Source organism: Streptomonospora litoralis, assembly GCF_004323735.1.
GTDB classification, from domain to species: domain Bacteria; phylum Actinomycetota; class Actinomycetes; order Streptosporangiales; family Streptosporangiaceae; genus Streptomonospora; species Streptomonospora litoralis.
In genome coordinates, this window is record NZ_CP036455.1 from 1,428,299 (window position 1) to 1,447,049 (window position 18,751).

16 protein-coding genes are annotated in these 18,751 nt (G+C 68.8%); 2 read left to right on the top strand and 14 right to left on the bottom strand.

The window, feature by feature from the left end:
* Positions 1-166 precede the first annotated feature (166 nt).
* A complete protein-coding gene (nshR, locus tag EKD16_RS06045) occupies positions 167-976 on the top strand; it encodes an NshR/TsnR family 23S rRNA methyltransferase (protein WP_131097480.1) in 810 nt (269 codons plus the stop codon).
* A 53-nt stretch (positions 977-1,029) separates the two neighbouring features.
* Here nshR and EKD16_RS06050 read toward each other — a convergent pair whose 3' ends face one another.
* From EKD16_RS06050 to EKD16_RS06115, 14 genes are all read right to left on the bottom strand, one after another.
* Entirely contained in the window at positions 1,030-1,395 is a 366-nt protein-coding gene (locus EKD16_RS06050) for a hypothetical protein (RefSeq protein ID WP_131097481.1), read from the bottom strand.
* A gap of 64 nt (positions 1,396-1,459) precedes the next feature.
* A complete protein-coding gene (locus EKD16_RS06055; RefSeq protein WP_131097482.1) occupies positions 1,460-2,125 on the bottom strand; it encodes a DUF5825 family protein in 666 nt (221 codons plus the stop codon).
* Between the two features lie 22 nt (positions 2,126-2,147).
* Positions 2,148-4,085, bottom strand: coding sequence for a RiPP maturation radical SAM C-methyltransferase (locus EKD16_RS06060; protein ID WP_131097483.1), 1,938 nt, complete (start codon positions 4,083-4,085; stop codon positions 2,148-2,150).
* A 7-nt stretch (positions 4,086-4,092) separates the two neighbouring features.
* On the bottom strand, positions 4,093-5,178 hold the full coding sequence (locus EKD16_RS06065; protein WP_207391441.1) for a hypothetical protein: 1,086 nt from the start codon (positions 5,176-5,178) through the stop codon (positions 4,093-4,095).
* Between the two features lie 101 nt (positions 5,179-5,279).
* Entirely contained in the window at positions 5,280-5,432 is a 153-nt protein-coding gene (locus EKD16_RS06070; protein WP_131097484.1) for a thiocillin/thiostrepton family thiazolyl peptide, read from the bottom strand.
* Between the two features lie 93 nt (positions 5,433-5,525).
* The gene (locus tag EKD16_RS06075; RefSeq protein ID WP_131097485.1) at positions 5,526-5,681 is read right to left on the bottom strand and encodes a thiocillin/thiostrepton family thiazolyl peptide; all 156 of its coding nucleotides are present in this window, start codon (positions 5,679-5,681) and stop codon (positions 5,526-5,528) included.
* 117 nt (positions 5,682-5,798) lie between these two features.
* A complete protein-coding gene (locus tag EKD16_RS06080) occupies positions 5,799-6,740 on the bottom strand; it encodes a thiopeptide-type bacteriocin biosynthesis protein (RefSeq protein ID WP_131097486.1) in 942 nt (313 codons plus the stop codon).
* Positions 6,721-9,390 (bottom strand): lantibiotic dehydratase, encoded by a 2,670-nt coding sequence (locus EKD16_RS06085; RefSeq protein WP_131097487.1) that lies wholly within the window; start codon positions 9,388-9,390, stop codon positions 6,721-6,723. The genes EKD16_RS06080 and EKD16_RS06085 overlap by 20 nt, the downstream gene beginning before the upstream one ends.
* Before the next feature lie 27 nt (positions 9,391-9,417).
* Positions 9,418-11,289 (bottom strand): YcaO-like family protein, encoded by a 1,872-nt coding sequence (locus EKD16_RS06090; protein ID WP_131097488.1) that lies wholly within the window; start codon positions 11,287-11,289, stop codon positions 9,418-9,420.
* Positions 11,286-13,022 carry a hypothetical protein gene (locus EKD16_RS06095; RefSeq protein ID WP_131097489.1) on the bottom strand — a complete coding sequence of 579 codons (1,737 nt, stop codon included), beginning with the start codon at positions 13,020-13,022 and terminating at the stop codon, positions 11,286-11,288. The genes EKD16_RS06090 and EKD16_RS06095 overlap by 4 nt, the downstream gene beginning before the upstream one ends.
* A gap of 4 nt (positions 13,023-13,026) precedes the next feature.
* Positions 13,027-13,749, bottom strand: coding sequence for a nitroreductase family protein (locus EKD16_RS06100; protein ID WP_131097490.1), 723 nt, complete (start codon positions 13,747-13,749; stop codon positions 13,027-13,029).
* A gap of 3 nt (positions 13,750-13,752) precedes the next feature.
* On the bottom strand, positions 13,753-15,363 hold the full coding sequence (locus tag EKD16_RS06105) for a tpaE (RefSeq protein ID WP_131097491.1): 1,611 nt from the start codon (positions 15,361-15,363) through the stop codon (positions 13,753-13,755).
* Between the two features lie 30 nt (positions 15,364-15,393).
* Complete coding sequence (locus EKD16_RS06110; protein ID WP_131097492.1) at positions 15,394-16,002, bottom strand: cyclodehydratase; 609 nt, start codon at positions 16,000-16,002, stop codon at positions 15,394-15,396.
* A gap of 27 nt (positions 16,003-16,029) precedes the next feature.
* A complete protein-coding gene (locus EKD16_RS06115; RefSeq protein WP_242677255.1) occupies positions 16,030-17,307 on the bottom strand; it encodes a YcaO-like family protein in 1,278 nt (425 codons plus the stop codon).
* Between the two features lie 736 nt (positions 17,308-18,043).
* Here EKD16_RS06115 and EKD16_RS06120 point away from each other — a divergent pair.
* Positions 18,044-18,679, top strand: a complete 636-nt coding sequence (locus EKD16_RS06120) for a class I SAM-dependent methyltransferase (protein WP_242677256.1) — start codon at positions 18,044-18,046, stop codon at positions 18,677-18,679.
* Positions 18,680-18,751: the final 72 nt, after the last annotated feature.

Sequence of the window (18,751 nt, forward strand, 5' to 3'; positions counted from 1 at the left end):
TGTCTTGTTTGGGCGAGTTCTTCGTGTGCGGACCGATGGCGACGGCTTCCCCTTGCGTTTGTGATGCCCGGTCGGCGCAGGCGTCCGCGGGCCGTCTGCACGCCGTCACGTAGGGCAGCATAATCCGGAAACCACGTCACCGAACACAGTAGCCGGTAGGACGACCATGACTGAGTTGGACACAATCGCTAATCCGTCCGATCCCGCGGTGCAGCGGATCATCGATGTCAACAAGCCTTCGCGGTCCAACATAAAGACGACGCTGATCGAAGACGTCGAGCCCCTTATGCAGTGCATCGCGGCCGGAGTGGAGTTCATCGAGGTCTACGGAAGCGACAGCGTTCCTTTCCCGGATGAGCTGCTGGAGGTGTGCACGCGGCAGAACATACCGGTCCGCCTCATCGACTCGTCGATCGTCAATCAGGTGTTCAAGGGGGAGCGGAAGCCCAAGACGTTCGGCATCGCCCACGTCCCCCGTCCGGCCAGGTTCGGCGATATCGCAGACCGGAGCGGGGACGTCGTCGTTCTCGACGGGGTGAAGATCGTCGGGAACATCGGCGCGATCGTGCGGACGTCGCTCGCACTCGGAGCGGCGGGGGTCGTTCTGGTGGACAGCGATATCACCAGCATCGCCGACCGGCGCCTGCAAAGGGCCAGCCGAGGTTACGTCTTCTCGCTTCCCGTCGTCCTCGCCGGCCGTGATGAGGCCATCGCCTTCATCCGCAAGAACGGGATGAAGATGATGGCGCTGAACGCCGGCGGCGATTTTTCGGTGAAGGATCTCGGGGACGTTCCCGATCGGCTGGCCCTGTTGTTCGGCAGCGAAAAAGGCGGACCTTCCGACCTGTTCCAGGAGGCGTCTTCCGGCTCGGTGTCGATTCCCATGATCAGCGCGACGGAGTCCCTCAACGTGTCCGTCTCGCTCGGTATCGCGCTGCACGAGCGAATCCACAGGAGCCGCGTAGCCGAGCGGTGAGCGCCCTGCTGTCCGGACAGTCGGTTCCCGGCGGTGGTGCGGATCGGGACCGCCTATGTCGATTCACCGACGGGCTCCGTGGGAGGCACCTCCTCGAAAGCGCGCCCGACGCCCGCGAACGATTCGACTGCGCTGACACCTTCGGCGATCGCCTCGACGGCGAAAACGCTCGTGGACGTCGGGGGGTAGCCGATGAGTTCGATGGCCCGGCTCACCGACAACGGATTGTCCATGTTCACGCCGTCCCAAAGGTACACAGCCCCCCAGTAACCCTTTTCGGCGTCCGCGAACCAGGTCTTCATCCGCATCCCCTTGAGTGTGGAGAACGCGTCCACCGCGTAGTCGCGAAGGTACTCGCGAAGACTTTCGACAGTCGCGTCCGACTTCTCCAAGTTCCACAGGACGATGCTGATGTACATGCTGCGCCTCCGAACGCCCCAGTCCTGCCGACCGTTGTAGACCCGTCGAGCCGTCGCCCCGTGCTCATACCTCCCAGGCCGGCAGCGCCCAGCGCCTCAGCCGGTACGGCGCCCACCAGACACCGCCGCCGATCCGGATGACCAGGTGCTGCTTCTCGAACACCGATACCGCCTGATCCGGTACGGAGTCCGCTCCGCGGTCGGACATCAGCGACTCGATCGCGGAGACGAGGGCGCCGTCGGAGACCGTGAGCCGGCGCAGGCCGGTGCTGCGCCGGTCCCGGATCTGCACGAATCCGGGCCCCTGGCGGAGGAAGCACCGGCCGACGTGGTATCTCGCCCTCCAGGCGGAGGCCACATCGTCGCCGTGCGGACCCTCCAGGGCCGACGGTGGGAAGAGGTGGCTGAACACCCACCACTGGGGACCGTCGGGCGCGAGACGCGCCCGCCAGTCCACTTCCACGCCGTAGCTGGTGAGTTCGCGGATGAAAGAGAGCACAGGGATCATGTGCTCGGTCCCCGGCCCCCCGCTGAGGTCGACGACGGGGTCGATCGACACGAACCGCGCGTCCGACTGCTGGATCCGGCGCGCCTCGTCCACGGCGTCTTCGCCGAGTTCCCGGTCGCCGAGGTGCATGTCCGGCAGGGCCCGCACCGCCGCGTCACCGTGGCGCCACAGGCTGAACCGGAATTCGGAATCGCTACCGGGAACGGTTGCGACATCGTTCATCGTCGGCACTGAAGCTTCCCCCTCACACTCCCGCGGGCGCCAAAGTCGGGCGGTCGGACGCCGTCAGCCCCTGGCCCACCTGGATCTGCATGAACCGCTGATTGCGGTCCTTCGTCACGACGTGGATCATGCGGCCGGCGTCCGTGAAGATCAGGCCCAGTTCCGTCCATCGGTCGATCACGGCGCCGACGTCGGTCTCCCCGAATCGCTTCGAGCACTCGCGCTCTAGGTAGTCGAGTGTCCTCGGCTGGTCGAGTAGACCGAAGAGCGCGAGTTCGACGTCCGTCGTGAGCTGGATGGCGTCCCAGTCGAATCCCGGCCGGGTGTTGGTGATCGTGACGCCCTCGTCGGTTTCGAAGTAGGACAACTGGCTGCGCCAGTGCTGTTCGCGCCACTCGTCGAGGCCGGCCCGGAGTTTCCACGCCATCTCGTTCCCGATGCCCTGGTGTGTCGCGTCGAAGATGTAGGCGATGTCGAACAGTTCCTCCTCGGGAAGGTCATAAGTGAGCTCGTACTGGGTGGCGGCCCACCTCTCCTGGAAGCCGAGCGAGGGGTTCTCGAAGTACGGGGCGAAGCGCTGGACCGCGAGCCGGTCGTCCCCGCCGGCCGGGCCCAGGTGGTGCAGCCTCGGGAACTGCTCGATGATCGGGGCGTAGTCCTCGTCGGTCTCGCCGGGGAAGCCGTAGAGGTAGGCCCAGATGACGGTCAGCCCCAAGGACTGGGCGTCCCGCAGCATGCGTACGTTCAGGCAGCCGGAGACGCCCTTGTCCATGATCTTCAGCACCTTGCTGCTCAAGCTCTCGACCCCGGGCTGAATGCAGACCACACCCCCCTTCGAGACGACCTCAAGCTGCTCGTAGCGCAGGTTGGCCTTCATCTCATACATCAGCCGCAGATCGATGTCCTCATCGGCGAGCCGTGGCAGGAGCGAGTCCAGGTAGGCCATGTCGAGGATGTTGTCCACGATCATCACGTCGAGGATCCGGTGGCGCTTCGCGAGTGTCACGAGATCGTCGATGAACTGGTCCGGCCGCTTGCTGCGGAACATCATGCTGGCGCCGTTGAGCCCGCAGAACGTGCAGTGGTGTTTCTCGCCCCACCAGCAGCCGCGCGAACTCTCGATGACCAGCCGGGGCTCCAGCCAGAACCGGGCGTGCGACTTCGCGAACTGCTCGAAGTACTCGTCGTAGTGGGGCAGGACCATCGCGGCCGGCGGCAGCGGCTTGGCGCTCACCTCGTTGTACACCGAGGTGCCGCTCTCGTCCCGCCAGCACAGGCCCGGTACGGCCGCGAAGTCGGCTGCCTCCTCGCGCAGCGCGCGCAGCAGCCCCGGCCAGGCCAGCTCTCCTTCGCCGCGGACCACGTAGTCGATGAAGGTGAAGTTGCGGTGCAGCGCCTCTCCCATCGGCCCTTCGCAGTTGGCGCCGCCGAACACGGTCACCGTCCCGGGCGACAGTTCCTTGAGCCGCCGAGCGACCGCCAGGGAGGCCGTGAGGGTCTGGAACGTGGTGGTGAAGCCCACGACATCGGGCTCGCCGGCGGCGATGCGCCCGGCGAGTTCGTCGGTGAACTCCTCGACGTGCTCGTGCAGCCACAGCGTGGTCTGCGTCCGGCTTTCCTGGTTCGTGCCGTGTGCGAGTTCCTGCCCGGGTTCGTCCGCCTGGGGGCCGAACTTCTCCAGGAACTCCTGCACCTTCCATTGCGGATCGTGGTAGAGGGCCGAGGAGAAGACCCAGTCCCCGGTCCCGATGTAGCAGCTTTCGAGGTCGTAGTACCGGTAGTCCTCGTAGTCGAAGTCGGGGAGGCGCGACGTGATCCAGTCCACGAAGTCGAGGTTTCCGTACACCACGTCGACCTGGTCGTCGGGAAACTCCTTGAGCGTGAGGCTCTTGAGTAGTCCGAGTGCCAGAGATGGAAACCCGATCGGACTCCACGGCACATTAGCGAGCACAATGTGCATGATTCTCCTACGTTGATCTCGCGAATTCCTTGGCGACGGCGTCGAGCCCCTCCGACAGTTCCTCGGTCGACTTTCCCGAGACTTCCTCGTTGGCGCGAGCGAGGAGGTAGCAGAAGAGGAACCGCTCGGCCAGATTGAATCCCATCGTGTAGAGACAGCTGTACAGCAGGCTCGTCTGGATTCGGTACGCCAGGAAATCCGGGTTCCGGTGCAGGAGGTCCGACATCTCCGCGGACAGGTCCCGCGCATGGAAGCTGCTCGGTGACTGCGAGGCGTCGCGGTCCTCGTTGAAGTCGTCGAGAGTGGGCCCGTCGTGGGTGACGGTTCCGGCTCGGCACTCTTCGCGCAGCGCGCCGAAGTGCCGCTGGATGATATCGACCCAGGCGCGAGCCGGCTCGTCGCCGGCGGACGGCACCGGTGACTCGGCGCAGTTCCGGACGAACTCCCGGGCCTGCGCGCCGAGTTTGTCGTAATAGGCGGCGCAACGGCGCTCGAAGGAATCGGGGTCCTTGGCTTGCGCGTTCTTGGCGCCTTCGTAGTGTGAGCGGTAACTGAGCAGCCGCAGACTGAGCAGTTCGCCGAAGCCGCGGGACGACAGCTGCCGCTGCTCGGACTCCAGCACGGTGGCTCCGGCGTTGGCGACCATCAGGCGCAGGGCGAGCAGGTACGCCTCGGCGGTGTCGTCGCCGATCGCCGAAGCGGTTCGCGCGAGAACCGGTGCCACGGCGCGGAAGAGGCGCTTGGCGGCGGCGTCGAATCCTTCACCGCCGACTCCGGCGTTCCACAGCGGCGAGGGGGCCTCCTCCAACGGGAGTTCCGCCGCGGTCGAGGGCAGGCCGCGGCCTTCCGCGGCCTCCCGGATTCGCGCACGCGCCTCGCCGGAGGTGGCCGTGTCGGACGCGAGGCTGATCTGGAGGCAGTCGAGCCCGTCCGCCCGGTCCCATGTGCGCACGAAGTAGTAGTCGCCCGGCCAGGATGGCCGCCCCGGCCCGAACAGGTCGGTGATGAAACCGCGGATGGTCCGCGGCGGCGTCGCGCCACCCCGGTCGAGGGGGACCGTCGCAAAGACGTGCACACCAACCTCCATAGTCACGGGACACCTCGCTCATGGGGTGCCGGGCCCCGGGCGCGCCGCTGCCGGCGGGCGCGCGTCCGATGAACGGCGCCCGACGGCAGCGGCTTTCCCCGTCCCGGTCAGGACGACGACGACGTCGAGCTGCACGTGCAAGCGCAGCCGACACACGACGCCCCCATGACCTGCGACAGCGTCTCCTCGCTGTGGTTCAGATCTTCGATCAGATCCGAGATCTCCAGCGCATTCAGGTCGAGCTCATTCGTGGCATCCACTTGAATCACCTCCCTTCATGCATCCGGGTAGTCGCTGCCGTCGGACGCGCATTCGATGAATGGCGCCCGACGACGGCGACTTTTCGCGTCCGGTTAGGACGAGGAAGACGAGGACGAGCTGGTCGTGCAGCCGGTGGTCGTGCACGAAGCCGCCATCACCTGCGACAGGGTCTCGTCGTTGTAGCTGGAATCCTCGATCAGGTCCGAGATCTCCAGCGCGTTCAGGTCGAGCTCATTCGTGGCGTCCACTTGAATCACCTCCCTTCGTGAGTTGTGAATACACTATCGGAAAGGATGAGAGTGATGGCAAGAATCGATGGGGAAAAATGTCCGGCAAGCCGCGGCCGAATCCGGCCACCGCGGACGTCATCCGTTGAATTCGTCCTGCAGTTCGGCCAGCGAGCGCTGGATGACATACGCCAGGAATGCCTCGGCCGCCGGCAGGATCCCGAGGCGGTTGTTGGTCGTGTGAATGTAGTTGGCCAGGCAGTGGGCATACGGCGTTTCCTCGAGTGCGAGCTCCGCGAGATCACCGCCCGCCGATCCGGCCTGCACCATGCGGGTGGAATGCAAAGCCGCGGCGTAGGTGTCGTGGAAAACGTCGGTCACACCGTCGCGCCATACCGCGCCGCACAGTCTCATCACATTGCTGCGCGTCTTTTCGTACATGCCTGCCCATTGCTTGTCGTAGCCGGGCGGCACCCATCTGCGCCAATCCTCCTCGTAGGAGCTGAGGAAGTGTCGGCTCTGCTCCATGCCCAGACCGGAGCCCTTGAGGGACATGGCCATGACGCGGATGGCCAGTCCCGCCGGCGACGCCTTGAGTTCGGCATCCGTGCGGTCGGCGAGGAGGTCCAGCACCGCGGTCGACGTGGACCGGAAGAGCTCTTCGGCGATGCGGAGCCCAGTGGTTCCGCCGTACTTCGCGTACTCGGGCGAGTAGACCGCGTCTTCGACGGTGCCCGCCGCCCGGACCTCCAGGGGTTTCGCTCCTTCGAGGCCGGCCAGGCCGGGCTGGTTGGCAGACTGCTCCTCGTACTCGGCGGCCTCCTCGGCGGTGAGCGGCTGTACCGCCGCGGCCAGTGCGCTGCGCACCGACTCGACCGTCTCCTCCGAAGCCCGGTGCAGTCGGAAGCGGATGTGCGGACCGCCCTGCCAGTACCGCAGGTACCAGAAGCGGTCCCGCATTCCGGCGTCCCGCACGACCGGGTGGATCACATCCCGCAGGAAGGCGGGCTGCCGCGACATCGGCAGGTAGACGTGGAGCGGCCGCCACTCGCTGTCGCGGTCAGTCCCTGTAGAGCTCAACGAAAAACTCCTCCGCCGCTGCCGGGCCGGAACCGCCGTACTCGTCGGTCGCCGGCATGCACTCTCGAATGGACACGTAGACGTCGTCCCGCGTCAGCGCGGACTTCGCGAAGCTCCGCACCAGGAACGGATTGCGGAAGTCGATGTACATCGGCTTGTGGACACTGGCCCGCTGCAGGTGACTGAAGTCGGACCAGTCCCGCGGGATCTCCTCGACCAGCCCGGACAGCAGGTTGTACTCGTCCAGGCGCTGGATCAGTACGAACGCGTGCTGGGGCAGGCCCTGTTCGCGCCGCCACTGGTCGAAGCGCAGCAGCGCCGGGTACGAGTCCTTGCTCAACTCGGACAGGTCGGGGATGTCGCGTGCGGGCACCGTCCAGGTCCGGCGGCTGGCGACGACGTCGCCCACCATCAGCCGGGGGGAGGAAGCCGGGTACCCGCGGTGCCCCATCGCCCGCCCGATGTCGTCCATCGGCGCGTAGTTGTACCGGATCGTCGGGCTCAGCACCTCCAGCAGGTTGTAGAGGACCGGCACCACGATGGGCAGCAGGAAGTTCATGGGAGTCAGGTGCACCGGCTCGTCGAGCTCGGGGTCCCAGAGGAGCAGCCCGCGGTTGGCGTGGTCGATCCGGATCATCAGCTTGTCGAGGCTGTAAGCCTTCATCTCCGGTGCGGTGGGCCAGGTGCCGGGATAGTTCAGCACCCGGTCGGTGAGCGGCGGGTGCAGGTTGAAGTTGAGCCCGGCGACCATGTTCAGGTCCACCTGCCCCGGGAAGGCCTTGCGCAGGTGTTCCCGGACGGCGGAGCGGAGTGTCCAGTCCTCGGCGGCCGATCCCTCGACGAACGAGCTGAAGCGCGAGAAGTAGACGCCGTATCCGGTCAGGACGCCGTTCACGACGACGTCGGGCGAGGGTGTGCCGCCGGCGAACTGCACGCGGAAGGTGATCGAGTCCGGGTCGGCGCAGTCCTCCACGCCCGCGCACGCGTCCTTGAGCGCTTCGGGCGACAGCCGGACGACGCCGTCCTCGGGAACCAGCTGTTCGCCGATGCCGCGCAGGGCCTCGTTGCGCTGTGCGACGAAGGTCTCCGCCGCGGTGGAGCCGTGCCCCCAGAACACCGCGTCCTGTTCGGCCTCCGACAGCGACACGAGCTTGTCGAAGAACGTCAGGAAGGGCACGGTCTCGCGGTCGCCGAACGTGGCGGCCGCGAAGGCGTACACCCCCAACCGCTTCGTGTGCCCGTAATCGAGCATCGACGACAGCCGCCACAGGCTCTCCAGCGCGGGGACGCTCGCGGCCACGGAATCCTGGTTCCAGGTGGCAGGCGGGTCCGGCGTCCAGAGGTCCTCGTACACCGGCGCCCGGGAGATCTCCGCGGGAGGCGAGTCCATCTCGCCGACCTCGGCGATGTCGGTGAGCGCCCGGTCCGCCGCGCCCAGCAGCTCCCCGCGCTTCTCGGCGGGCGCGTCGGAAAGCGTCGTCTCCAGTTCGCGGAGGGTGTCGAGGTGACCGCCCAGGACCGACACGGGACGGGTCGTCCCGGCGCGCAGGATGCCCGCCAGCCTCTCGGAGTAGTGGGGGTCCTGCTCGTCGAAGCCGGGGCTGACATACAGCAACTCGATCCGCATCAGCGTCCGCAGGGCCTTCCTGGCGGCCCCGTCGTCGCCGGTCAATCCGGTCAGTGCCCGCAGCACCTCCGGCACGGAGGCCGTGCCTTCGGACAGGACGTCCATGACGCGTTCGACGATCCTGTCCCGCTTGAGCCGGACGACCGACTCCGAGACACCGGCCTCGGAGTCGTCGGGTACGAGCCCGATGAACTCGATCATCTTGTCGTCCGCGACCAGCGACGAGTTCAGCAGCACCCGGCACAGGTCGATGCCGCCGTCGACACGCCGCAGTCCGGCCGACAGCCAGTTCACCAGCACCCGGTTCAGCGTCGACGTCGAGTACGTCCGTGGTTCGGACGCACCGCGGACGGTCTCGGACAGATCGGGCGGGAAGGCGCCGACCTCGGTGAACCGGCCGAAGGGAGACGGTTTCAGCGCGGCGCGATAGGCGAAGTTCACCAGCGACGACTCCAGCACCCGCAACCGGCTCGGCTTGACCGAGCCACCCTCGCCCGAAGTGTGCCGGCGCAGGCTCTCGTAGAGCTGGTCGCCCGAGAGCTGGATGCTCCTCGCCATCGAGTCGTGTTCGAAGAGCCGACCGAAACCGGCGCGTGCCGACTCCACCTTGTCGTCGAACAGCGACCGGGCCTCGTCCGCGGAGCGCCGCATCCGCTGGACGAGGTCGAACCACTCGCGCACCCGGGCGAGCGTGTCCGCGTCCAGGTGCGGCTCCACGACCCCGATCCGCCGCACCGCGGGATCGGTACGCTGGTTGTAGACGTCGCGGCGCAGCCGGACGAGTTCGGCACGCACCGCCCCCTCCAGCTGCGGTACGACGCCGGCCAGACGGTCCGAGACCTCTACCGCACGCTGCGCGCATTCCTCCTCCAGGCGGCGGCTCTCCTCGATCCGCGCCCAGGGCTCGTCGAACCGGAGGTCCTCGAGTTCGGCTACAGGCAGCCGGCTACGCCGGAAGAGGACGTAGGGGCTGACCCTGGCGGTGGACTCGGCCGGAGGCGCCGGACTCTCATCCCGTCGCACGAAAGCTCTCCTTCTCTTGCCAGCGGACTACGCAAAGGGGTGGGGCGGAACGTCCGCCGGACTCTGGCCTGCGAGCAGCTGCGAGGCATAGGGGAGCGCCCCGCTGTGGAGCCGCGGCAGTCCCTCAAGCCGCCGGGTCGCGTGCCCGAATGTCATCGGCAGGCATCCCGGGACGAAGCTGCGCGTGCACACCAGACCGCTCCGGTGCAGCTCCGGTGTGGTGACATCGGCGGCGTAGGCGTGACTTCCGGCGGCCTCGATCTGCGCTCGCACGTAGTCCAGATCCTTGTCGAGCGTGTCGAACTCGGGGGCTTCCGCGGCCGCCGAGGCGAGGCTCATCTCGGGCCTGTCCGGACTCGTCAGGAACGCGAACCACTCCCGCGACTGCGGCAAGGCGCCGAGCAGACTGTGGTCGTCCATGTCGACCAGCGAGTCGAAGTCCTTCGCAAGCCGCTCCCGGTGCACCGGGTCGTCGTCGAACACGTGCCTGATCGAGGCCACGCGCGCCGACACCTCGAAGATGGCCGATTCGGCTGCCGCCCGCGGGTACAGGCCGGCCGCGGTCGATACCAGAGTGCAGGGGCCCGAGTCCGCGTCGCGCTGGGCGAGTGCCAGCACGACCGGCACCTCGATGTCCAACGTCGCCCAGAAAAGACGGACGCGGAATCCGGTGACCACCTCGACGCGCTCCATCAGCTCCCTGATGTCGCCGTCGGCCGGTCCCAGCGCGAGCTCGGGCAGGAGCAGCCGGCGGTACCACGTGAGCAGGAACGCGTCCCGTTCCACGATTTCGAAGAGCCCGTGCAGGGTCGCTTCCTCGTGGCTCTGGCCCAGCGCGAAACCGTTCGACGTGTCGTAGAAGAACGGCTTGCGGGTGCCGGCGCGGCGCACCCACGACAGTGCGACCTCGGGGAGGTAGCGGGCAGGGCCGTCGCCGAGCGGCGTGATTGGAACCCATTCCACCGATTCGGCCGGCCCCAAGGGCGCCCACGGGAAGTCGTCCCGCGCGTACTGCTCGGCGGAGTGATACCCGAGGGTGCGGGGATCGACGGCCCTGTCGCCCAACTCCGCGAGCGAGGCCTCCACGGTGCCCTCGGCCGGTTGGTGGCAGAAGCCGGTGTGGCGCTCCAGGCCCTCCAGCACCGCGGTCCTCCTGCTCTTGGCGAAGCTCCGGGACCGCCCGATCCCGGGCTCCAGGACGCCGTTTCCCAGCGGCAGGCCAACCTGCGCCTGGGGCAGCGGGCCGTCGAGGTCGGCGAGCGGCTCCCGGAACAGCGAGTGCGGCCCCAGGTAGTCGGTCGTGATGGTCGGGGGCAGCGGACGCCGGGCCCGCAGCGTTGTGCCGGACTTCTCGAGCAGCTCGGGTGCGGAGCCGAACGCCAACGTGGTCCTGGCCGTCGCGGCCCGGCGTGCCGGGCAACCCGTTCTCGGCGGTACGTGTCCTCGCCGCACCGCGCCGTCGGCCCGGTCGACCGTGGCGAGCGTGCCGGCGGGGGAGGTCTCGCGCAGGAGCAGCGCCGCGGTGCGGGTGACGACCGTCCGCAACGCCGGACCGACCTGCTGCCAGAGCGCGTGGCTGCGCACGGCTCCCGCGGATCCGGCCTCGGACGGCTCCTCGAACGCCGCTTCGGCGGAGTCGACGTTCCTGGTGAGGAACCAGGCCAGGCACCGCGGGCATCCGCCGTCGCGTTCGTGTGCCACGTCGTAGGCCAGAACGTGGACACTGCCGCACCAGAACAGCACCGCCAAGCCCCGGCCCGCCCCGCTTTCGTCGGCCCGAACCCGCGCGGGGCCGGTGAGCGGGCCGAGGAGCACCTCGGCGGGCGCCGGTGCGTCGGTGTCGGCCGCCAGGGCGGAGACCAGGTCGGCGGCGAGCGGCGTCTGCGTTGGGGTACTCACGGGACCTCCACCAGTCGGACCTCGCCTCGTGCGAAGGGCAGCGTTCGTTCGGTCACCTCGACACACTCCGGTCGTGCGACGTGCCGCCACAGCTCGGCCCAGGTGCGGAAGTGCGGGTTGAGCGGGACCAGGGCGTCGGCGTCGTTGACCAGAGCGAGCATCGCCGTGCAGACCGCCTCCGCGTAGCAGGCGCCCGCCCCGTGGGCGACCAGGCTCCCGTCGGCGGCGCGCCCGCGGACCCGGTAGATGCCGTTCGCCAGGCGCGTGCCGATCCACTGCGGTGCCTCCCCGCCGCGGGAGCGGCCGACGGAGTGCCGGATGTACCGGCTGAACGCGGCGCATTCGCCGTGTCCCAGATCGTCCTCGGACAGCCGCACCCACTCGGCGTCGTCGACGGCCCACGACATCGATCGCCGCAGCAGGGCACGGTAGACCGCCTCGTCCAGCGTCCATCCGGCGCCTATGTCCGGCAGCGGCCCGCCGGGCTGCGCCGCGAACATCTCCAGAGCGTTGAGTGCCGCCTGGTACAGGGCCTCCCGGGACGACAGCACGGCGGCGGTGAGCTCGCGGACCCGGCACTTCTCGGCAAGCCCCACGAGGACGGTGGCCTGCGCCTGTCCGAAGGGGACTTGGGGCAGGTCACCACCGTCCAGGTATCGGAAGGGGCCCGCGAACCCGTCGGTCCAGCCGGCCAGGGTGCCGATGATCCGCTCGTGTACGTCGTCCAGTCGACTGTCGTCTTCGGGACTGACGATGTTCCTGCGGACCGGCTCGTCACCCTGGTCGTCGCGCTCGTCGCCGGTGACCGGCGGCACCACCGCCCGATGGCAGCGGCAGCCCGCGGCCGCCCACGCCGGATGCGTTTTCACCGTCGGCAGGCCCGATTCGTGGGAGACGGATACCGCTGCCGCCGCGTGGTCGGCGAGCCCGGCGCTGCGTCGGTAGACGGCGTGTATCAGCGCGGCCGCAGCGCTGTCGTCCGGTGCCGTCGGCGCGGTTTCGGCCGGAGCGGCCGACCGGGTCGTGCGGGCGTATCGGTTCAGGCAGTCCCAGCAGCCGGTCACCCTGTCATCGGACCAGATGATCCAGCGGCGCCCGCCTACCTCGCCGACGATGCCGTGCGGCACCCCGCGCTCCAGCAGTTCGTCCTGGAGCCGCACGGTGCGCTCGTAGGAGAGGCCGTCCGCATCGACGACGACCAGATCGGCATCCTCCCACTGCGGCACCCGGTCCTCGTCGGAGATCGTGTGGAACTCGGTCCGCAGTCCGAACAGCGGGGCGGCGTCCAGGAGTCCGCGCAGGCGGCTGAGCCAGGCGGGGCGGCCGTACAGGTGGAGGGTGGTGGCCAGAACGCGGTCCAGCGCGCGCACGGGTTCGGTCGTCAGCTGCGCGAAGTACGCGAGCAGCCACTCCGACGCCGGGCCTTTGACAGCGACCTGGTGGGACATCGGCGCGTCGAGGACGGTGACGCACCGGTGAGTGACGAGCGCGTCGAGCACGCGCGACACCGCCGCCCGCGACCCGGCCGGGAAGTCGTCCACCAGTTGCGGGCCGGTGCGACTGCCGTCCGAGCCGCCCAGCAGCTTCGAGACCACCTCGTAGGCGGCCGCGCCCTTGACCGTGAAGGACCCGGCGCCGACGCCGATCCACGCTCCGTGCTTCGTCCGCAGCGCGGACACATCCGGGCGAGCGAGGACGACGCCGGCGGTCGGCGACTCACCCTCGTTGGACATCGACTCACTCACTTCCGTCGCGCTGCGGTCGGGATACCGGGTGGGCATAAGTCGCGGCGAGCAGCGGGTGCCGGGTCACACCGTCGCTCTGGATCAGGTTCCGCACGGCCGAGCCGATGAATCCGCCGAACATGGTGCCGACGAGCCCGTTCGACTGGCATCGGAGGTGGAAGTCGTAGAGGGCCATGGAGGCGCGCACCACGCACAGCCGGTAGCCGTGCGAACCTCCCCACGAGTCCGCGCGGTCGAGGTCGGCGCAGACGCTGACGATCCCGCCCGCGTCCGCGAACTCGCGCTGGACACCCAGGCGTTCCGGATCTCCGACGGCCGAGGCGGCGGCGATGAAGGACGACTCCCGAGCGGTGACCCGGTAGATCCCGGCCGGCTTCTGTTCGCTGCGCAGCGCGAAAACGAACGCCTCCAGTGGGCCGGTGCCGTCGTCGAGTTCCCAGTCGCCGGAATCACGTGACAGCGCCCGTTGCAGGAGGCCCAGGACCAAGTCGGTGCGCACGGGTCTGTCCCCGTACTGCAAGGACGACCGGCGCGCCTGCAGCGTGTCGCGCAGATCGCGAGGCAGGCCGGGCGCCGCCTCCTGTTCCTCGACGGCCACGGGCACGGCGTCGGCGAACGGGGCCGGCGACCGGGCTTCCGCGAGGCCGTCGCTCGTACGGACGCGAGAGGCGAAGGTATCGAGCAGCGGCTGCATCACCGATGAGTCGGATCGCATGTGTCAGCCCACCTCCATGACTGCGGTGACGGGTTCCTCAGCGGGGGAGAGACCCAGGTACTCACTCAGCAAGTGGTCGTCCCAGTCCTTGACGAGGGAGAAGTCCAGGTTCAGGTGGTCGGCGACCCTCCGGGCGGCGGACAGCGCGCAGCCGCCGTCGCAGAACGCGAGCCGGAGCCCGAACGTGCCGTATTTCGCGGCCATCTTCTTGAGGTTGGCGGTGACGACCAGCAGCACCGGCTTCTCACCGGGCAGGGGGTCGGTGGAGAGCCGGGCGAGGTGGTGGTCCTGCTCGCGATACGCGTAGGCGCCCACGGGCAGCACGGCCTCGTCGCGGCTCACCACGTAGGCCGTCGCTGAACCGATGTTCCCGCCGGCCGCGGTCCACCGCTGCACCCATCCTTCGGACTGCTCGCGCAACCCGAAGGCGACCGCGAGCATGAGGGCCACGTCGGGCCGACCGAGCTCCGCCCGCTCCGCGGCCCGCGCCGGCTCTCCGGCCAATCTCGACACGTCCGCTTCGGGCAGCGCCACCCGCGGGCAGCTGGGCCACTCCCGGAACTCCCGCTGAAGCTTGATGTTCGAGGACTGGAAGTGGGCCAGATGCCCTCCGGGATCCAGAAACCTGCGCACCGGCAGCGCCACCGACGCCTCGTAGGTCGCGCTGAACGGCGGCACGGGCGCCGTGGGGCCCTCGCTGAACGAGCAGGTGGGGCACCCGGGGCGAGTGGCGCTCGGGCGGTACCGCGTCGACAGGGTGGTCAGGTCGACGATGCCCGCGTCCAGCGGCAGGTAGGTCCGGACCGACCGCGAGAAGAGCGCGAGCACGTGGTGGGCGACGAGGCCGGCGACGAGGTCGTGCGAGTGCCGAGGCGGATCGTCGGACACCTCGTCCTCTCCCGACACGCCGCAGTCCAGGCACGGGGAGAAGGCGGGGTCCACGTACGGCCCCAGGGTCATCGAAGTGCCGTCGGCCCGGACACGCAGCAGGGACCGCTTCTCCAGCCAGCAGCGGCGCTGCAGCTCGGCCAGCTCGGGCCGGGACCGCCGGGTCTCGAAGAAGACCACGAGGGCGTCGTCGCCGACCGGCAGCCGATCGATGTCGTCGACCACCTCGCACACGCCGTCCAGGCAGTCGACCGCGGCCTTCGCCAAGGCGGCGTCGCCGGCGACGAGGACGCAGGCGCGATCGAGTCTCGCCGCGGCGTCGGTCCAGGACGGATTCACTCCGGTGGAGTTGCCGAGCCGCGACAGCAGGCAGGCGAGCTCGGGTGGTGCCGCCGGATGGTCGTCGGCCCCGGCGCCCTCTTCCACGGCCCCTGACGCCCACAGCAGAGCCAACGACTTGTGCACGACCGCCTCGTCGAGTTCCGTCGCGGCGGCGAGATCGGCATGCGTGGCCGTTCCGTCACAGGCGGCAGCCAGCCGGCCGAGACGCTCGCGCGCGAACTCGCCGGTGAAAACCTGGCGTTTGTCCGCGCCGTCGAGCATCACGGTGTCGCCGGATCGGCGAAGCCGAACGCCCTTGCGTAGAGCGGGCCGGACGGGGACGGCGATCTGCTTGTCCCGGCGCGCGACCCGTCCCAGGGTCTCCGCCCTCAGCTCAGCACCCATCGGTTGCACTCCTCATCCGCAGCGGAAACCTCACGTGAGACCGGCCATCGCGCCGACGCCGTTCCGCAGTCCGTCCCAGCGGGCACCGCACCGCGCACAGCGATCCACCGCCACCGTCGACGCGGTCGTCAGCACCCCGGAGACCAGGTCGTAGGTCCGTACCGTGCCGCCGATCCCTTCCGGACCCGTGCGGAGCTCGGCCGTAGCCAGCGTCAGCAGACCGTGCGCGACGGCGAGGTGCATCCGGCCGAATCCCTCCGGCAGGCCGCGAGTCGCCTCGCCCACGTCGCCGGCCTGCGCGGCATCCCGGTGCTGCTCGATGCGCCGCAGGTAGCAGGAGTAGCAGGCCGTGGCTCCGGGGATCACGGCCGGACCGCACACGATCCGCGTAGGGAGTAGCTCGACCCCCACGGTCGGGACGCCCCGTTCGAACCCGAGCCCGTCCAGCGCGTCACGCAGTTCTTCGTCCCGCCCGGAGTGCACGGCCGCGATCATCGCGGAGCGCGACAGCCGGACGTCGTCGGGCAGCCCGCTGCCGGTGACCCGGATCGATGCCCCCGTCGGGTAGGCGTCGGCGTACTGCTCGCCGAACGCGTCCCGCACCAAGTACAGACAGTCCACCGACTGCTCGAACAGCACGTGCTCGATCCCCCATCTACTCGGCCGCTACGCAGCCGGCTGCGGTTCCGGATTCAGTGACTCTTCGCCGTGGCTCTCGTAGCCCATCGCCGTCGGCGCGGCGTAGAGCCTGGGCGTACCGAGGTAGCGCTCGCCGTGAATGAACGAGAGGGGGACGGCCTCGGGTACCAGCACCTTGACGGCGTGCATGCCGACCTGGCGCGCCTCGTCCGTGGTGATGTCGGCGACGAGGACCTCGGCGCCCCGCGCGGCCGCCTTGGAGACCGCGGTCGCCAGCGGGTCCGGGTCGGCGGACAGGTCGGGCAGCTCGTCGAGTCCCCGCAGCGTCCGCTCGCCTTCCAGCAGGTGCCGGAAGGCGTCCCGGCGCTCGGCCGAAGCGTTGTAGGCCGCCGAACCTGTCACGCTGACGGTTCTGTCGTCGGGTCGCCGCACGGGCCGGCGGCCGACGCGATCGCGCAGGGCCACCCGCACGGAGGCAAGCTCGCGGTAGATCTTGGCCACCGCCTGCTGCGGATCGAGATCGCACGTCGCGCAGACGATCTGGGCCAGCCGGTCTTCGTTGGGCGAGAGCTGCACGGCATACACAACGGGCACACCGAAGTCCGTCGTCGCGTCGAAGAGGCGGACTTCGAGGTGACGTGCGGTTCCCCTCGCGTGGTAGCTGCGCGCGAGCGGCTTGAGATCGTCGGGATCGACCGACAGTCGCGGCAGCCGCAGGCGCTGCAACCACGCGAGCGAGAGCGCGTCCCGCTCCACGACTTCGAGGAGTCCGCCGAGCACCGCGCTGCCAAGGTCGGAGTGAACGGCCGCTCCCGTGGTGATCCCCCGGGTGAAGTGTTCCGACGGTGACTGCGGTGCCATGTGCAGGTACACCGCGATGGCCGGCACGAGGACGGGGCGCCGCCGGGTGAGCGACCACGCCCGGACCCACCTGATCGGGACGGCCGGGTCGTAGGGGACCAGACCGCAGTCGTCACGTGCGAACTCACGCGCCGAACACCGGGGCCACCGTGCGGGGGAGACGAACTCCTCGGTCTGCTCGGCGAGGTCGTCCTCTGCGGCGACGAGAAAGTCCTCGTCGTGCCAGGAGCAGCTCGAATAGCGTTCGAGAGCCTCGGCGATCGAGACCAGTCCGGCCCGCTCACCGGTCAGTGCACTGCCGACACCGTCGATGTTGCCCACATCAGCGTCGTCGCTCCAGCCCTGAAGCCCGCCCAGCACCTTCGACGGGTCGCCGATGCTCGAAACGCGGACGGCGAAGTCCGGGTCCCCGTCGGCGACCGGCAGGCCCGCGGTGCGGGACACGAGGCCGTACGGAGAGACCAGGTCCGCTATTCGCTGTAACTCAGGCGTGCTGACGTCCCCAGGCAATGGCTTCCCCCCAATTGAGAATCACATATCCACGACAGCTGACTCTCGACCGCCGATCTTTACCGACGGGGATCATGCTGTCAAGCAAAGTCCCGACCCACCGTGAATTGCCGCGCCACAACTGTGTTTTCGCTGGGCAGGGCGCAATGGGGTGCGGTTCGACGCTCTGTCGGGGGTTTATGGGCCGCCGCGCGGACTAAGGAATACGCGCGCGACGGCGAGCTTGGCCGGAAACGGCCAGGGGCCTGGCCGGAACCGGTCAGTAAGCTTGTCCGGAAGCGGCCAGGGGGTTTCCTTTCCGCTGGGAAGAATTCGGGCTACCGTCGCTCGGGACGGAGGTCCGCATTGGACATTCCGATCGCCGTCGGTGCCGTATCGGGGAAAACGTGCCGGGCAAGAGGAAGCTGGGGGACCGAACGTACATCGATGAGAAACGGCCTGTCCGCTATCGGCCAGAAGGCGATCGAAGGGGCCGCTTGCGGCGGAGTCGTCGCGAATATGGACGTACGAACATGGTCGTTTACCCGGCTTTCTGGCACTCTGCTGCCTCGAAGCGGGTCCGGCCGGTCCGCTGCCCTGATGAAACCGCCTCCGGTGCGCGTAGAGCCCGCGGTAAGCGGACGCGTTGCGGCCCGAGCGGGCGCAGGGCTGATCGACGAGGGGAGACGACGTGACCGAGGTGACCGAGGCGAACGAGCGGCTCCGCCGACTGTGGCAGGAATACGCGCCCCGCTACGACCGCGACATCGCGATGCTCGAACGCATGCTGCTCGACGACGGGCGTTCCTGGGTGTGCGGCCAGGTCAAGGAGGGCGACGTCCTTGAGGTCGCCATCGGCTCCGGCCGGAATCTGGAGTTCTACCCCGACGGGGTCTCGGTGACCGGGATCGACCTGAGCCCGGCCATGCTGGACCAGGCCCGGGAGCGTGCGGAGGCCTTGGGCCGAGAGGTCGAATTGCGGGAAGGAGAGGCGCACGCGCTGCCGTTTCCGGACGGCTCCTTCGACACGCTCGTCTGCACTCTCGGCCTGTGCAGCGTGCCCGACGAACGGGAGGTGATCGCCGAGATGTACCGCGTGCTGCGGCCTGGCGGGCAGCTCCTGCTGCTCGACCACGTGGGCAGTCACCACCGGCTGATCTTCTTGTGGCAGCGCCTGCTCGAAAAGTCGATGCTGCGCCAGTGCGGCGATTACCAGACCCGCAGGCCGCTCCCGCTCGTCAAGCAGGCCGGATTCCTCATCGAGTACCAGAAGCGGCTCAAGCTGGGGATCGTCGAACGCGTCACCGCGCGCAAGCCCGGAGCGTAGCGGCCCGGGGGCTAGCGCTCTTCCGCACGGACCCGAATATCCGTGTGCTAATTACCGCGCGGCAGCGAGGGT

Excerpts from the sequence above, each read along its gene's own strand:
- EKD16_RS06055 (WP_131097482.1), bottom strand. The coding sequence starts at position 2,125 with ATGAACGATGTCGCAACCGTTCCCGGTAGCGATTCCGAATTCCGGTTC.
- EKD16_RS06095 (WP_131097489.1), bottom strand. The coding sequence starts at position 13,022 with ATGTCCAACGAGGGTGAGTCGCCGACCGCCGGCGTCGTCCTCGCTCGC.
- nshR (WP_131097480.1), top strand. The coding sequence starts at position 167 with ATGACTGAGTTGGACACAATCGCTAATCCGTCCGATCCCGCGGTGCAG.
- EKD16_RS06100 (WP_131097490.1), bottom strand. The coding sequence starts at position 13,749 with ATGCGATCCGACTCATCGGTGATGCAGCCGCTGCTCGATACCTTCGCC.
- EKD16_RS06060 (WP_131097483.1), bottom strand. The coding sequence starts at position 4,085 with ATGCACATTGTGCTCGCTAATGTGCCGTGGAGTCCGATCGGGTTTCCA.
- EKD16_RS06105 (WP_131097491.1), bottom strand. The coding sequence starts at position 15,363 with ATGGGTGCTGAGCTGAGGGCGGAGACCCTGGGACGGGTCGCGCGCCGG.
- EKD16_RS06050 (WP_131097481.1), bottom strand. The coding sequence starts at position 1,395 with ATGTACATCAGCATCGTCCTGTGGAACTTGGAGAAGTCGGACGCGACT.